Annotated in this window: 15 protein-coding genes and 1 riboswitch; of the genes, 13 read left to right on the top strand and 2 right to left on the bottom strand. The window is 37.6% G+C overall.

All coding sequences use genetic code 11. The annotated features are described in order from the left end of the window. On the top strand, positions 1–256 hold a 256-nt coding region (locus WKU33_RS13895), incomplete at its 5' end, for a transposase (protein ID WP_340455183.1). A gap of 490 nt (positions 257–746) precedes the next feature. Here the strand turns inward: WKU33_RS13895 and WKU33_RS13890 are convergent. Beyond that, on the bottom strand, positions 747–1016 hold the full coding sequence (locus WKU33_RS13890) for a hypothetical protein (protein ID WP_336252053.1): 270 nt from the start codon (positions 1014–1016) through the stop codon (positions 747–749). 215 nt (positions 1017–1231) lie between these two features. On the opposite strand from WKU33_RS13890, the gene WKU33_RS13885 reads away from it, so the two are divergent. From WKU33_RS13885 to WKU33_RS13875, 3 genes are all read left to right on the top strand, one after another. Continuing rightward, on the top strand, positions 1232–1711 hold the full coding sequence (locus WKU33_RS13885; protein ID WP_336252052.1) for an HAAS domain-containing protein: 480 nt from the start codon (positions 1232–1234) through the stop codon (positions 1709–1711). 97 nt (positions 1712–1808) lie between these two features. Then, positions 1809–1997, top strand: a complete 189-nt coding sequence (locus WKU33_RS13880) for a hypothetical protein (protein WP_336252051.1) — start codon at positions 1809–1811, stop codon at positions 1995–1997. Beyond that, on the top strand, positions 1990–2604 hold the full coding sequence (locus WKU33_RS13875) for a Fic/DOC family protein (protein WP_336252050.1): 615 nt from the start codon (positions 1990–1992) through the stop codon (positions 2602–2604). The genes WKU33_RS13880 and WKU33_RS13875 overlap by 8 nt, the downstream gene beginning before the upstream one ends. Positions 2605–2903: 299 nt before the next feature. Here WKU33_RS13875 and WKU33_RS19110 read toward each other — a convergent pair whose 3' ends face one another. Continuing rightward, complete coding sequence (locus tag WKU33_RS19110; protein WP_442946178.1) at positions 2904–3077, bottom strand: EamA family transporter; 174 nt, start codon at positions 3075–3077, stop codon at positions 2904–2906. Positions 3078–4076: 999 nt separating this feature from the next. Here WKU33_RS19110 and WKU33_RS13865 point away from each other — a divergent pair. The 9 genes from WKU33_RS13865 (at position 4077) to WKU33_RS13825 (ending at position 15756) form a co-directional block, all read left to right on the top strand. After that, positions 4077–5762 (top strand): methyl-accepting chemotaxis protein, encoded by a 1686-nt coding sequence (locus WKU33_RS13865; protein WP_340455181.1) that lies wholly within the window; start codon positions 4077–4079, stop codon positions 5760–5762. A gap of 266 nt (positions 5763–6028) precedes the next feature. Next, positions 6029–6556 carry a hypothetical protein gene (locus tag WKU33_RS13860; protein WP_156856950.1) on the top strand — a complete coding sequence of 176 codons (528 nt, stop codon included), beginning with the start codon at positions 6029–6031 and terminating at the stop codon, positions 6554–6556. A 3-nt stretch (positions 6557–6559) separates the two neighbouring features. Next, positions 6560–8092: an IPT/TIG domain-containing protein gene (locus tag WKU33_RS13855; RefSeq protein ID WP_336252048.1), complete on the top strand. Its 1533-nt coding sequence runs from the start codon at positions 6560–6562 to the stop codon at positions 8090–8092. A gap of 170 nt (positions 8093–8262) precedes the next feature. Beyond that, positions 8263–8446: riboswitch (cobalamin riboswitch) on the top strand. Between the two features lie 192 nt (positions 8447–8638). Continuing rightward, positions 8639–8827, top strand: a complete 189-nt coding sequence (locus WKU33_RS13850; protein WP_188856884.1) for a hypothetical protein — start codon at positions 8639–8641, stop codon at positions 8825–8827. A gap of 181 nt (positions 8828–9008) precedes the next feature. Further along, positions 9009–10139 carry a 1-propanol dehydrogenase PduQ gene (locus tag WKU33_RS13845; protein ID WP_340455179.1) on the top strand — a complete coding sequence of 377 codons (1131 nt, stop codon included), beginning with the start codon at positions 9009–9011 and terminating at the stop codon, positions 10137–10139. A 712-nt stretch (positions 10140–10851) separates the two neighbouring features. After that, the gene (locus WKU33_RS13840) at positions 10852–11424 is read left to right on the top strand and encodes an ANTAR domain-containing response regulator (RefSeq protein WP_188856882.1); all 573 of its coding nucleotides are present in this window, start codon (positions 10852–10854) and stop codon (positions 11422–11424) included. Positions 11425–11452: 28 nt separating this feature from the next. After that, on the top strand, positions 11453–12781 hold the full coding sequence (locus WKU33_RS13835) for a histidine kinase N-terminal domain-containing protein (RefSeq protein WP_340455177.1): 1329 nt from the start codon (positions 11453–11455) through the stop codon (positions 12779–12781). A 135-nt stretch (positions 12782–12916) separates the two neighbouring features. Continuing rightward, the gene (gene eutA / locus WKU33_RS13830; RefSeq protein WP_188856880.1) at positions 12917–14344 is read left to right on the top strand and encodes an ethanolamine ammonia-lyase reactivating factor EutA; all 1428 of its coding nucleotides are present in this window, start codon (positions 12917–12919) and stop codon (positions 14342–14344) included. 44 nt (positions 14345–14388) lie between these two features. Continuing rightward, positions 14389–15756 (top strand): ethanolamine ammonia-lyase subunit EutB, encoded by a 1368-nt coding sequence (locus WKU33_RS13825; protein WP_188856879.1) that lies wholly within the window; start codon positions 14389–14391, stop codon positions 15754–15756. The last annotated feature ends 12 nt before the right edge of the window (positions 15757–15768 follow it).

The following is a 15768-nucleotide window of genomic DNA, read 5'->3' as shown; positions in this document are numbered from 1 at the left end:
AGAAAAAAATCTGCACAATTGGTCATTCTACCGCCTATCAAAATACATTGAATACAAAGCGAATTTAGAGGGAATTAAAGTTGAATATGTGAATCCTGCATATACAAGTCAAACATGTCCTAAATGCTCTGAAAAAAATAAGGCACAAGACCGCAAATATAAGTGTAAATGTGGATTCGAAAAACATCGTGATTTAGTTGGTGCTATGAATATTCGATACGCACCTGTGATTGATGGTAATAGTCAATCAGCTTAAGATGCTATATGCACTGTCTTAGGAGGGGTAATGAGATACCCTCATCTTGAAGGCTGTTCAAAACAGAAATGGACTGCGAACGTTTAGTCATTCAAGAATCCCACCCGGAAAACTGTAAGGTTTAGGGCTTGCGACTTTAGTCGTGGGAGTCTCAACGGTACCATGCTTGCTTCCAAGTGGGGGAAAAGTGAAGTTCCAAATAAACAACGCACGAGTTGAAGAACAATCAAACGATGCTGCTGTAGAAAAAAAGAAATTAGGGCTTCTCAAAGGTTCGTCAGACTTTTGAGAAGCCTTATTCCATCAAATTGATTTTTCCAATAGGTGAGGTTATCTTATCAACGTAAAATAAAAAGCGCTTATAAATATAGGCGCTAACGATTATTCGTGGCGAGAGAACTATGTGTTCACATCACATGTTTAACCTGTTCCTCGACTTACACGAATCAGCTCATCGCTATATAAGTATAACATGGTTCGGCTAAGATAACTAGATGACCATTACTTGTCTAACGATGTGTGATACATCATACGGATTAATTGCCAATTCGCCTATTGTTCCTTTTACTGATATTAAAATATCTCCATTCCTTGAAAAAACACTTGGTTTTTGCGTTGTTCTTACCGTGTTCACGGTGCCTTCTTTAAAATTGCTAGCACCTGTAATATAAGGAGTGCCTTCTTTTGAACTGTCCGAATAACTGTCTGATTTTAAGTCTCTCCAGAAATCAATTCCATTACATTTCGTAATCTGCTCCATTCCAAGCTTCCTAGAATATCTAAAAACCAGACATGGGCATGAGATATGGGAAAAATATAGCGTTCAAGTTCCCAACTTATTTGATAAATTTAACCGTTACTATCACAGAAAAGATGATCATAATGGCAAGGTAATACCTTCGAGACCCGAAATACTGGAAAGATTTTGGGATAGGTTGAAACAAGAAATGAAAACAGCAAGAAAATATTCAACTATTGCCAGGCATTATTTTAGAGGCAGAACGTAACGGGAAACCCATAGAAAAGGTTGTTGGAAATTCCCCAAAAGAATATATGAAGATGCTCTCTAGAGAAATGGACACTGATAATAAAAACTGGTTCAAATACATCTGTATAATTATATTTGGTTCATTTTCATTTAGGCTTTTCCCAGACTTAATGGACTTAAATCTTTCTTGTTCTGTTCTTGAAATTGTTGGGCATATTATATTTGGAATCGTTTTTATTCTTTTTGCCTTTGCAGGTTTTAGATATATAACAAATCAATCCGCAAGGAAACAGGCGGTTGTACTAGCTGGAATGGTATTATTGTTATCGGCTTTATCTTTCGATTTAATTTATCTAAATAAAGTTATTGCAAGTCCCATTATCCACTTTGGTACTATTGGAAGTCTGATTGTTGCTGTATTTATAATACTGTTTTTTATCGTTCTGGTCTTTTGGGCAACAAAATAAAGTTTTACAATTGGGTGCAATCTTTGTAGAAGGAATATGTTTCTACGCAGGTTTAACCATGGTATAATAAGTATATGAGCAATTGGAGGTGTAAGGATTGAAGTTGGATGTCAATAAACCTCAATTAACCATTATGGGTGTTAAGTTTAACAATCAGGAAGAATTTAGAGGTGCATTATACGCAATTAGTTCGAATATGATTGAAGGCTGGCAGCCCACGAAACAAGATGTTGAGCAAGTGAAGGATTATCTTATTTTAAAACAAAAGGAAAAATCCGATGACTAGGAAAAGATACGCATCATATAAATATGAAGACCCGGATGATTTGTATGTATATCCAGACAGCGGGGTTCTGCGAAATAAATTTAACATAAAATCTGCACAAGAATTACAGGCCAAGGAGTATCGTATTGTTACGAACAAATTACTTGATCTATTCGAAAATCCAATTCATGTTTATTCGTTGGGAGATATCCAGAAGATCCATCAATTCCTCTTTGAAGAAATTTATCATTGGGCTGGAGAATTTCGACAAGTTAATATATCAAAAGATGGGAATCCGTTTATGGCGATGCAAGCCTTTGATACCGGTACAGAATATATGAATAAACTGATAACAGATTATCATCAACAAGCAAATGATAAGTCCTCAATCATAAAATCTTTAGCAGAAATATTGGATAATTTAAATTATATGCATCCGTTTAGAGAAGGAAACGGCAGAACACAAAGGGAAGTCATTAGAGTACTTGCTTTAGCAAAAGGATATATACTAGAAGTAAATTTAAATTTAGATGATGACATATATCATTTATATATGGATGGAATAGTTAACGGGGATACCAGTTTGTTGGAGGAATTATTCACAAAAATAATGGAAACAAATGAGTAGACTATCCTCAAAAACGAGGCTAGTCTTTTTTGTGTAGAGAGTTGGCTACCGTGTTCCTTAATTGTGAATTGTTGCACTTAAAGTAACGGGTGCGATAATAAAATAAGACGATCATCAATTGGTCGTCTTTTTCTTATGTAAATACTAACTAATATTTTTGGAATATTATGTTAGTATTAAAGTGTGAAGTAATGGAGCTAAAGGGGCAGGTTAGTTTAATAATATAGAAAATCACATATTTGATAGGTTAATATGTGATTCCTATAACAGTCAGGTTTGTTTAATATTAAAGTCTCTGTCTATGATACATTCTTGCTGAGTAATCGCTTATTTTCTCCCTTTTTATTCGTTGATGAAATAATGACACCTGCAATTACTAATAAAGCCCCGATATAATCAGTGGAACCCATTACCTCATTGATAAATATATAACCAAATAGTGCAGCAAAGACGGGTTTTAAAGAGAAAATCAATTCAGTTCTAGCAGGTGTTGTGTATTTTTGATGTGGTAGTAGTATCTAAGCCAAAAGTGATTAATGTAAACACTAAAAATAATTTAAAGCCAAGTATGATGGCATAATTCATAGTGTTCATGTCTATTTTCCTTATCATATGAGGAAAAAAGCTGCAGCACATAGAAATGCTAATCCAAAACGAAGGGCAATTAAATTAAACTCTTCTATTGAATCAAGTCCCATTTTCATAAATAAGTAAGATGCACCCCAACAAATAGTAACTACTAACATTAACAAATCGGCACCGAATGTTAGTTGAACAGAATCAGGTATTTACGGACTTTTTGCCCCCATCCTTCATATATAGGCTTCTCCTCATGTTTAGAGGAGGGAGGGTTAAAGACCGTTAATACGTGATAAATGCAAGAAAATAAATAAGTAACTTTACAAATAACACACTCCATAATATACTATAAAAATCTAGTTCTTTCGTAGGATATGGATTTTTTGTTTGAATTGGAGTGAGGTGGAATACATATAAAGAAAACATTTGGTTTGCTCATTGGCGGACTGCTGGTAGGTCTATTTATTTAGTTATTTATCACTAACAGTTCCGTAAATGAGTTGAAAGATGATGTGGAAAGAAAGCAAGCCCTTGTAAACGAAATTGAAGAGGGGCTTGAAGAAGTTGCTGCAGAGCAACATGTGCAAGAGGTCAAGGATGGCGTCATATCGGCAAAATAAATTGGGGAAGAAATGATTGAAGTGGACAATATATTAACTGCTTTTTACAAATCTTGGGCTCCCCTGCCTGAAGATGAGAAAGTATTCCAAGAGTTAAAAGCAGCGAAAAAAGTACCGAACTGACAGGCGCTGATGATAACATCTTACAACATGGCAACTGAACCCAGAATGAAGATTAACATTAGAAACAGTCGTCAATTATAGCAATGTGAACGAGATACCCATCTTATTAAATGTTCAATGCTTAACATGGAAGGGAAGCGAATATTAAAAGTGAAATTTAAAAGTATACGTGCAAGAACTTTAGCAGGATTTTTTATTATAATCGCCTTTGTTATTGGAATTTCAATCATGGGCTTTATCTCCACTACGCAAAGCAATAATGTATTAAGGAACATTGCAGATGAAGATCTGCCAATGCTGATAGCGGATGAGGGGTTGACTACGAATTTTGCCAATCGTGTGGGCAGTGTCCGTGGCTATTTACTAACGGGAGATAATGAATTTAAGGAAAAGTTTGATCTTCTTACAGACGAAGCTCGTGAATTTGAGGATGATATTCTTGAAAAAAATTATTCTGAAGAAATGGAGCAACTTATTAACGATACAGTCGAATGGCGTGAAATAGTCATAAATGATGTATTTGCTATGTACGACGAAGGAAACGTAGAGGAGGCGCTGCAGTTATTCGAAGAGAATGTTGTCCCGATAGGTGAAGGGTTGCTGGACAGTTACCAGCAATTGGCAGAGGGTCGAGAGGCAATGATTCTTAACGGAGCAGATAATGCGATTACAGAGGGATTATGGACATTAGTAATATCACTTGTTATCTCGGTTCTGGCAATAATCTTAAGTATTGGAATTGCTATTCTTTTCGCCCGCATGATTTCAAGTCCAATTAAAATAGTCATGGAACGAATGGACAAAATAGCGGCTGGTGATTTAAGTCAAGAACCGCTTGAAGTAAAAGCGGAGGATGAAACAGGACAATTGACTGTATCGACGAATATGATGAATAAAAATATGCGCGATCTGTTGCAACGGATTAACACCGTGTCCGAAACGGTCACAAGTCAGAGTGAAGAGCTAACCCAATCGTCCAATGAAGTAACGGAAAGCTCGGAGCAGGTGGCAGCTACGATGGAAGAAATCGCAGCTGGTTCTGAATCTCAAGCGAATAATGCATCGGACCTTTCGAATAATATGGGGATATTCACGACGAAATTGCAAAAGACAGCTGAAGAAGGTGAAGAGATTCAACAAACGGCATCTGAAGTACTCCATTTGACGAATGAAGGTTCCGGGTTGATGGAGGCTTCGATGGAGCAAATGTCGGAAATAGACCGAGTAGTTCATGAAGCTGTATCGAAAGTGGAAGGGTTGGATACCCATGCTCAGCAAATATCAGAATTAGTAGTAGTCATTCATAATATCGCGGAACAGACAAACTTACTTGCATTAAACGCGGCGATTGAGGCGGCGAGGGCAGGCGAGCATGGTCAAGGATTTGCGGTTGTGGCAGATGAGGTAAGAAAGCTTGCCGAACAATCTTCCCAATCCGTAACGAATATAACAGATATTGCCGAGCGGATCCAAAGTGAGTCCAGCATGGTTGTTGCGTCACTTAAGGCTGGATATGCAGATGTCATCCGAGGTACCGAGCAGATTACAAAAACAGGAGAGACTTTTAGAAGGATTACAACATCCGTAACCGGTGTCGCAGGTAGTATTAAAGAAGTCTCTCTCAATCTGCGCGAGATAACGGAAAGTAATGAGCAGATGAACCGAGCAATTCAAGAAATTGCAGCCATATCAGAAGAATCTGCAGCAGGGGTAGAGGAAACCTCAGCATCGATTGAACAAACGAGCTCTGCGATGGTTGAAGTTGCCGCAAGCTCTGATGAACTGGCGAAGTTGGCAGAAGAATTGAATATGCTTGTGAATGAATTCAAGTTGTAAGCTTATCTTAATTCCTAAGTGATTTTCTCTATAACACAAAATTAATAAACCCCTATACTAAATGGTTAATTGTATTTAGACTGACTGTTTAGCGTGGGGGTCTTTTGTTGCAGGTAGAATTGAATTTTTCACTATAATATTCTTGAAAGATATATAGGATAGTAGTGAAATAAGTTTAGAAAACGCTTTTATTTATACTTGTTATTAGGCGATAGGTATTAAGTAGAAAGTCTTTTCATGAAATAAACATCAAAGGGGGACTTCAAATGAAGTTAAACAAAAAGTTTTTATTATTTATGCTTGTTCTACTTATTACAAGCGTATTGTTGGGGGCATGTAGCAATAATTCTGATTCGGAAAACGGTGAATCGGATACCAAGGAGGCAGATGTAACACAAGAAGCTTCAACTGAGGATAGGGTTGTTGCAATCCAAGCAGATACAATTAATTCACATTTAGTAGAAGATGCTGTCTGTGTAGTGAATAGTCGTTTTGAACAAGGATGGCGCATGGTATTTAGAGCAGCGGTAAATGACGCCACTACTGATGAGTTAATTGAGGATGCGGATGTTAAGGTAGTACTAGAAGATGGACAAGAATTTGAAATGGAACTAGGAAATCACGGGGAAGACACACAGCTTTATACAGTTGGATGGACAATTCCTGAAGACTATAATACTGGTACACTTGAATATGAAATAATTGCAACGGTTGATGGAGAAGAATATGCGTATGAACCTTTTGATGTGGAGCCTTCCAAAATGACGATCATTGAAGGAACAACGGAAGAATAGTATATGTCAAAAACTAAAAATCTATTATTTGTATTGCTATTATTCGTTCTCCTAATATTGACCGGTTGCGCATCAGACGACTCACAAGAAAATACAGATAATCAATCAGATGAAGCGACAAATGGTGAAAAGGCAGATAGTGAATCAGCTGAAGAAAGTGACGAACCTGAGGAAAAAGAAATACTTACCGGAAAGTTAACGCTGGATAAATCTGAAGGTAGAATTGGTGATGAGGTTCATCTGTCAGCGCAGGAACTTGAGCCAAAAGAGCCCTTAAAAGTCATGTATGTTGATATGGAAGGAAGCTTTGACATAGATAATAATTACTCTTTCAATGGGGCGCTCTATGAAGAAGTGGAGAGGGAACTAGCTGACGGTATAGCGGATGAAGATGGAAACTGGAGCGGTGTCATTACAATTCCAGAAGGTTTTGGTGATGACCATGATATTATTATTTATCAAAATGACAAGAAAGTTGCTAAAGCAAACTTTTTCGTTGAAACTATATTTAGTATTTCTCCTGAATCTGGCCCAATTGGAACAGAAATTGAAATTATTGGAGAAGGCTTAAGCTGGCAAATGTATGGTAGTGTTTGGCATCTCAATTATGATAATGCCTATACAGGAATGTTTACCGGTGTCTCCACAAACGGCAAGGCAAGAGGTGTTGTACGTGCAGCAGGGGGCATTGGTGACCATATGATCACAATTGAGAGTGGAGCTTCTGGTGCTCCTTATATAAGTCGGGATTCATCCGCGATTAATTACATTCATACACAGAATTTTACTTTTGAAGTGACAGATGATGAGCCAGAAACAGAACTAGTATACGTTGAAGAGCCACCAGAACCAGCACCTGGTGGAATAGAAATGCCCGATGCTGAAAATAAAGAGGGTGTTCAAATTTCCATAGATAAAGAGATGGGAGTAGTTGGCGAACCGGTTGAAATGACTGGTAGTGGATTACCGGAAAATGTTGAAGTTACGTTGGACTGGCATACAATGGTAGGTAACCGGGTAACAGCAGAAGGCTTCAGTTCCGAAGTATCAGAGTTAGGTACCGTGATGACAGATGAAAATGGCGAATTTACATTTCCATTCGAGATTCCGGATGACCTTGGTGGGATTCCTCATTTAATTGACGTAAAAGTCGAGGAGGAAATTCATGGTCAAACGTATCTGCGAATCCTGCCATCTGTAGAATCAATCACACCTTCCGAGGGACCACCAGGAACTGAAATTACTGTTACCATTAAAGGTGCCGGCTGGACGGAGTTTGATAACGCATTAGGCGTAACTTATGATAATGCTTATATCGGATATATTTGTGGATTTAATAGCCAAGGTACAATCACACTTCCTCTTGTGGCATCTGGAGATCCAGGTTATCATGTACTTGATATTTATCCTTCTATTTACCAAGGAAAAGTGCAAATCCCAGATATTTATCGGAAGCCGCAATTGACGTATCGTGATGACCATCCTGGAACAGGGATTCCAGCAATTCGCACATTCTTTAAGGTAACAGAAGAATAGAAAAACTGCTCGCATTGAGCTAAGCGAAGTCAACTTACTGTGATTAGAAAATGACCGTGTGAAGTCCGTGATAGTGCAACAGACTTCACACGGTTTTCAAATATTAAATTACAACTTTTAGAAATAAATATTTGTCATTTTCACATACATGTTGTATAGTTAATATATAAATTAATACGTATTATTTTGGTTCATATATATTATATATATGATTAAAAAGGAATCAGGTGAAAATCCTGAACGGTCCGGCCACTGTAAATGGTATCTTTACTCTATGAAGCCACTGGATTTACTGGGAAGGCAGAGTGAGGTTCAGCCATAAGTCAGGAGACTTGCCAAAATAAAATGCACATGAACCTTCCAGGAAAAGGAGATGCATGACATAACATCCAATAGAGTTAGTATTGGGTGTAGTCTGTGAACTCTTATTCCCACAGAAGATAAGAGTTTTTTTGTGTTTAGAAACTATAAAGTTGACTTGCTGCTATTATAACACCAACTCTCTTATTTGTGCATTGTATTAAAGTTACAATGGTGTAACTTTGGATGGTTAATAGAGCGGCGATGAGGGCGCTCTATTCATCGTATGACTGCTCAATTTGGCAGTTCATTCATCTCGTGAATCAATCGAAATGTTTCGAACCATTTGTATTTGTTGAAGGTTCGATTGTATATGAAAATATTCAATCAACTGAAATGAAAGCTTGGTTAAGGAAGTGTTATAATAACGATTGACACAATTACAAATGAAGTAGTACAATAAATTTACACAACGACGTGTAGGTTTAAAAGGCAAAGAAGCTCTATAGAAGAAATTTCTTCTATAGAGCTTCTTTGCGTCTTTTTTGAAATTTATAGTATTGTCACCTAATGTACACAACCTCATCACAATAACAATGAAAGGTGTGGAATGAAAATGGAGAAAATTCAACTGCATACAGTGATTTATTCTGGAAAAAATGCACTTGACCGGTTGAAAAGTTTTAACGATAAGCGTGTATTTATTGTTGCTGATCCATTCATCATTGAATCAAATATAATTGAGGAAATTAAGAGTCGTTTAAAGGTCGGGCAAAATGAATGGAAAGTCTTTAGTGATATTGTTCCCGATCCTCCGGTTGAAAATGTTGTTGCAGGTGTACAAGAAATTGCTGCCTTTAAACCAGATTTAGTTGTTACGATAGGCGGGGGCTCCGCGATTGATGCGGCAAAAGCGATGAAAGAGTTTGCAAGTAAGATATACAATTATGAAAAATTACCTTTAATAGCAGTTCCGACAACGAGTGGCACAGGGTCAGAGGTCACTTCCTTTTCAATTATTACGGACAGCAGTAAAGGTGTAAAATATCCACTTGTTGCAGATTCTTTATTGCCGGAAGAAGCCATTTTAGATACCGAGCTAGTTCAGTCTGTTCCTAAAACTATCACGGCAGACACGGGAATGGATGCATTAACACATGCTATCGAGGCGTATGTCGCGACCAACGCAAATGAATTTTCGGATGCCCTTGCCGAAAAGGCGATCCGTCTTATTTTCGATTATTTGCCAGAGGCCTATCATGATGGAAATAATGCCATTGCTCGGGAGAAAATGCATCAAGCCTCCACGATGGCTGGAATTGCCTTTAATGCGGCAGGCTTAGGGATCAATCATAGTATTGCACATGCGTGCGGGGCGAAATTCCATATCCCGCACGGACGGTTAAACGCAATTTTGCTGCCGGAGGTTATCCTATATAATGCTGGTCTGGAAGGATATTTAAACACCGATTTAAACCCTGCAGCAGATAAGTATGCCTACCTAGCTCAAATGCTTAGATTACCTGCTACAAACAGTGCTATTGGAACAAGAAGTCTTATCAAATCTATTGAAAAGCTAAGATCTGGTCTAGGTATGCCTGCTGATTTTAAAGGGTACGATATTGAATACACTGAAGCTGTTAAAGTGGACATTGCGCAATCAGCTTTGCAAGATAGTTGTACTAATACGAACCCAATTCAACCAAAAAATGAAGATATAGTTGCTATTTTAGCTAATTTACGATAAGTTCAGTCGTTGTACCTGAACTTTTGGATAAAGTGAAACTTCATTCAGTTGGGGTTTCCTTACCTCCTCCACTGAATGTTACAGAATCAGGGATTTACGGACTGTATATCCTCCCACCTTCACACGCTGGGCTCCCCTCCTGTATAGAGATGGGGGTATTACAGGTTAATGCGTGACAAAGTCATTCAAAACCGTGGCGTTAATTACGTAACGTTTCGCTTGCAAGTAAACGCTTTTACTTATATAATCATTAGTAAGCACAAAGACGTGCATAAATTGATAAAAAATGCGTTTATTAAAGCAAAGGAGCTTTGAAAGGGTTATGACTTTTTCAAGGCTCCTTTATGTCTTTTTTCAGAGGTTGTTCAAAAAGTTTGGTGAAAAGGACAATTCGTGATTAAGGTGGTTCTACTAAAACGGTCCACGTCTTGTGGACAACGTAGAACTCACCACATCCGATGGAAGCTCGTTGGCTCGTCTTTGCTCTCCTTATGTACCTACTAACGTACATTCTAGTGCGGGGAGCTTTCGCCGCCTCGAAATTCGACGTACAGGACGTTGCGCGCTTAGCCGACCTCGGTCTTTTTCATCCTCTTTTTTGAATACGCTCTTAAAGAAAAGAGAATTTCTGTGTAAATAGAGACGTCTTAGAAATTTATCGTTTTAGAAATGGACGATAAATAGAAAAGAAATTCTAAGGAGAATCTAAGTTATGGCTAAAAAAATTGTGATAGTCGATGATGAGCCTGTTACAAAAATGGATATAAAAGAATTATTGGAAGAGGCCGGCTACGATGTAGTAGGCCAGGCATCAAACGGATTCGAAGCAATTAATGAATGCAAGACACATAAACCAGACTTGGTGATCATGGATATAAAAATGCCGATGCTTGATGGATTAAAAGCTAGCAAAAAAATAATGCATGATCATATTGCCGGCGGGATATTATTACTAACTGCTTTTTATGACAAGGAATTTGTCGAACAAGCAAAAGAAGTTGGTGCCCTTGGTTATTTGGTGAAACCGCTTGATGAGAAATCATTTATTCCAACAGTCGAAATGTGTATATCCAGAGCGAAGGACATTCAGTCTCTGAATCAACAAGTGGAAGAAGTTTCTAAAAAACTTGAAGATCGTAAATTTATCGATAAGGCCAAGGGTCTCTTAATGAAAGAGAAAAATCTTGACGAGCAAGATGCGTATAAGCTATTACGTAAAATGAGTATGGATGGGCGGACCACAATTGGTGAAATTGCTAGGACCATCGTGATTGTCTATGAGTGATAAATCAAAAATGATTGATCTGTGCAAGATGTATACAGATCTCAATGAAGAAGAGATAGATATTATTTACAATAAGGCCCATGCATTAGATGAGCTAGCTGAGTTGTTTGATTGTGACATTTTTATTGATGTTCCTTTTAAAGGGAGCATGGCGTCTCTTGTCGTATATCACGTTTTACCTGTTTCGAATCAATCGTTATATAAAAAGTCACCTGTCGGTCAACTCGCTCTGAAAATGAATGAGCCTGGTGTATGGAGAGTCTCCAGGCATGGCGGGAGTCTCAAAGGGTATAAAGCATTTACTCAAGGAAATGAACTAGTTCGCCAAAGTATTTATGCGATTAATCATGGTGACCGTGTGCTTGGTACCTATATATTAGAAAAATCATTTAACGAGGACGAGCATCCAAAACAAGAAGATTTAAAAGACTATATGACAATGACAGCACGAGTGAATAATTATATCGAAGACGCAATCTATTTTTTCGATTCATCTGGTAAGCTGATCTTTCAAAATAGTATAGCGGACGCTTTTTCAAATAATAAATCAGAAGATCTTTATTATAATGATTTATTTGGAAAACAACTCCCCTATCGTGATTTGATCTTAAGAGAAGAGAAAAAAATTTTAAAAGAAATTCAACTTGATGGCAAATATTATCGGTTGAAACGAATATTACTAGACGATGATAAACTTGATTTCGCAATCATACTTAGGGATATTACACAACTGAAGGACAAAGAAGCAGAAATCATTTCAAAAACAGAGGCTGTACGTGAAACCCATCACCGAATTAAAAACAATTTGCAAACGATGGCTTCGCTCTTGAGAATGGAAAAGAGAAGGACCCATAATAAAGAGGTCAAACGTGTGCTGACGAATAACATTAATCAGGTTATGTCCATCGCAGCAACACATGATATTCTAGCAAGGCATCTTGGAGATGAGGTCGATTTAAGTCTTGTTTTGAAATTTATCATCAATAATTTACGTCGAAGTTATTCCGTACTGGATCACATCGAATTATCCATTGATGCGGAAAGTTCTCCTGTTGTGTTAAGTGATGTCGCAACCTCAGTATCTCTCATAGTCAATGAACTTGTGCAAAATTGTTATGATCATGCGTTTCCCAATCATAAAAAGGGCCTGATTCATGTATCATTGAAAGAAGATCGTGATGACATCGTTGTCTCCGTTATTGATAATGGAATAGGCTTCAAAATCGATAAAATTAACAATAATTGCTTGGGATTGATGATTGTTAAAAATTATGTAAAAGATAAATTAATGGGAACGATAAAATTTAATAAGAGAAATAAAGGAATGGAGATAACATTCCGATTCAAATCGAGCTAATACAATGGTGTATGAGCTTATCCGAAAGCAAAGAAGCTTAAGGTATAAAGTAGACTGCGATTTTTGTAGTCCTTTTTGTACTTTAAGCTTTTTTGCTTTCTATAAGTCAATTATGAAGGAAGTGGAGGTGAAAATTTGGTGGAAAAAATATTAAGTGTAGGAATTGATATAGGAACATCGACAACACAATTAATATTTTCCAATTTAACCATTGAAAATGTTGCATCGGCTTTTAATGTTCCGAGAATCATGATTGTTGATAAAAAAGTAATTTATAAAAGTGAAATTATCAATACACCACTTATTGAAAGTGAAAAAGTTGATCAAGATGCTATTCAAAAGTTTGTTGAAACAGAATATCAAAAAGCTGCAGTTAATAAAGAAAGTATTAATACAGGTGCAGTGATTATTACTGGTGAAACGGCAAGAAAAGATAATGCCGAAGAGGTTCTCCGAGCTTTAAGTGGATTTGCTGGAGATTTTGTTGTTGCTACAGCCGGACCTGATTTAGAAAGTATTATCGCTGCTAAAGGTGCCGGAATACACACGTATTCAAAAGAACACTCCATTAAAATAGTCAACCTGGATATCGGTGGCGGAACAAGTAATCTGGCAGTAATGCATCGAGGTGAAGTCATTGATACAGGTTGTTTGGATATTGGTGGCCGATTAATAAAAATTAATCAACGTACAAAAAAAATCGAATATATCTCTAAAAAAATCCAAGATTTAATTAACACAAGTGGCCTGGACATTAAAGTTGGGCAAATGGCAACAAAGGAACTATTACAACCCATCGTTGACAAAATGGTGCAGCTATTGGAAGAAAGTGTAGGGATTAAGCCTCCATCCAATCAACTTGAAAAAATAATTACGAATAAAAACATTAAAGCGATCGACCAGTTAACCCATATTTCATTTACGGGAGGTGTTGCCGAAGCAATCTATAACCAAACGGATGGCGATGTATTTAAATATGGTGATATTGGACAAATGCTTGGTGCAGCGATTGCTGAGTCAGAACTAGTAAAATCATTCAACCTTGTCGAACCATCTGAGCTCATTCGTGCCACTGTAGTTGGTGCTGGTTCACATACAACAGAAATAAGCGGAAGTACGATTACGTATTCAGGCGATGTTTTTCCTGTTAAAAATGTACCAGTCCTTAAGCTGCAAGACGAATTGCTACATAATCCGGATGAGTATGCAGCATCGATTCAGGAAAAGCTGGAATGGTTCGAAGTGCGGAAAAATAATCAAGAAGTAGCCCTTTCATTTTCTGGAGATGGTATCGTTAGTTTCCCTAAAATCGTCAAGGCTGCAGAAGGCATTACGGAAGGGATGAAACCATACACCCAACTGGGATTACCTTTAATCGTCATTGTTGAAAATGATATAGCCAAAGCACTTGGACAAACATTATTATCAATACTTGGCAAGGACCAATCGCTCATTTGTATTGATAGCGTATCGGTAAGTGATGGGGATTATATCGATATTGGTCATCCTATCGCTGATGGAAATGTGCTGCCAGTCGTAATCAAAACGCTTGTTTTTAATTAACGATGAAATAAAAAAATTTCCTGAAATTTGGAGGGAGGATCACTATGATTTTAAAAACAGTATTATTTGGACGAACTTACCAATTTAAAACAATCAATGATGTTATGGCAAAAGCAAATGAAGAAAAATCTGGAGATGTTATGGCTGGCATAGCAGCGGAATCAGCTGAAGAACGAGTGGCTGCTAAGGTTGTTCTAGCCAACTTAACGTTGGAGGATCTCAGAAATCATCCTGCCGTTCCATATGAAGATGACGAAGTGACACGTATTATTCAAGATGATGTAAATGAAAAAATCTACGACTCCATTAAAAATTGGACGGTACAAGAGTTGAGGGAAAAGATTTTAGCTACTGAGACAACAGGGAACGACATTAAGCGGCTATCCCGTGGCCTAACGTCTGAAATGGTTGCTGCGGTTGCAAAACTTATGTCTAATCTTGATTTGATTAAAGGTGCAAAGAAAATAAATGTCACCGCTCATTGTAATACTACCATCGGTCTTCCTGGAACACTATCATCTCGATTACAGCCAAACCATCCAACTGACGATGAAGATGGTATTGTCGCTTCCTTATTAGAGGGGCTTTCCTATGGTTCCGGTGACGCTGTATTAGGTTTAAACCCGGTTGACGATACAGTAGAAAGCGTTGTACGGATGTTCCATAAGCTTGACGAAGTGAAAAATAAATATAATATTCCAACCCAAATAAGCGTACTAGCGCACGTAACAACACAAATGGAAGCTATCCGTCGCGGTGCCCCCGCAGATTTAATTTTCCAATCTATTGCAGGTTCGGAAAAAGGAAATATAGCTTTCGGAATTACGGCTGACCTTATTAGTGAAGCTCAAGATCTTGTATTACGTGAGGGAACATCGGCAGGACCGAATGTAATGTACTTTGAAACAGGACAAGGTGCAGAATTATCTTCCAATGCGCACCATGGAGTTGACCAGCTTACTCTAGAAGCACGTTGTTATGGATTTGCAAAAAGGTATAATCCGTTTCTTGTTAATACGGTTGTAGGATTTATCGGACCTGAGTATTTATATGATTCGAAACAAGTCATTCGTGCAGGGCTGGAAGATCACTTTATGGGTAAACTCTCAGGTATATCGATGGGTGTTGACGTCTGTTATACGAACCATATGAAAGCCGATCAGGATGATATGGAAATACTTTCAACACTTCTAGCGCAAGCCGGGGTTAATTTCTTAATTACAGTTCCACACGGTGATGACGTGATGTTGAATTACCAATCACTTGGTTATCATGATATACAAACTTTACGTGAGTTACTAAATTTAAATCCGATAAAAGAGTATAATGAATGGCTGATTCAAATGGGAATACGTGATGACGCGGGTAGGCTTACGAAAAAAGCCGGCGATGCTTCGCTATTTTTAGCATAAGGAGGAAAACAA

Origin of the sequence: Oceanobacillus sp. HCA-5259 (assembly GCF_037892815.1) — a bacterium.
Taxonomy (GTDB): Bacteria; Bacillota; Bacilli; order Bacillales; family Amphibacillaceae; genus Oceanobacillus; species Oceanobacillus indicireducens.
Note: the sequence above shows the minus strand (reverse complement) of the source record. Positions and strands in the feature narration are given on the sequence as shown.

Bases quoted from the DNA above. Each gene is read 5' to 3' on its own strand.
- WKU33_RS13890 (WP_336252053.1), bottom strand. From the start codon at position 1,016: ATGGAGCAGATTACGAAATGTAATGGAATTGATTTCTGGAGAGACTTA.
- WKU33_RS13875 (WP_336252050.1), top strand. From the start codon at position 1,990: ATGACTAGGAAAAGATACGCATCATATAAATATGAAGACCCGGATGAT.
- WKU33_RS13860 (WP_156856950.1), top strand. From the start codon at position 6,029: ATGAAGTTAAACAAAAAGTTTTTATTATTTATGCTTGTTCTACTTATT.
- WKU33_RS13855 (WP_336252048.1), top strand. From the start codon at position 6,560: ATGTCAAAAACTAAAAATCTATTATTTGTATTGCTATTATTCGTTCTC.
- WKU33_RS13850 (WP_188856884.1), top strand. From the start codon at position 8,639: ATGGTTAATAGAGCGGCGATGAGGGCGCTCTATTCATCGTATGACTGC.
- WKU33_RS13845 (WP_340455179.1), top strand. From the start codon at position 9,009: ATGGAGAAAATTCAACTGCATACAGTGATTTATTCTGGAAAAAATGCA.
- WKU33_RS13840 (WP_188856882.1), top strand. From the start codon at position 10,852: ATGGCTAAAAAAATTGTGATAGTCGATGATGAGCCTGTTACAAAAATG.
- WKU33_RS13835 (WP_340455177.1), top strand. From the start codon at position 11,453: ATGTATACAGATCTCAATGAAGAAGAGATAGATATTATTTACAATAAG.
- WKU33_RS13825 (WP_188856879.1), top strand. From the start codon at position 14,389: ATGATTTTAAAAACAGTATTATTTGGACGAACTTACCAATTTAAAACA.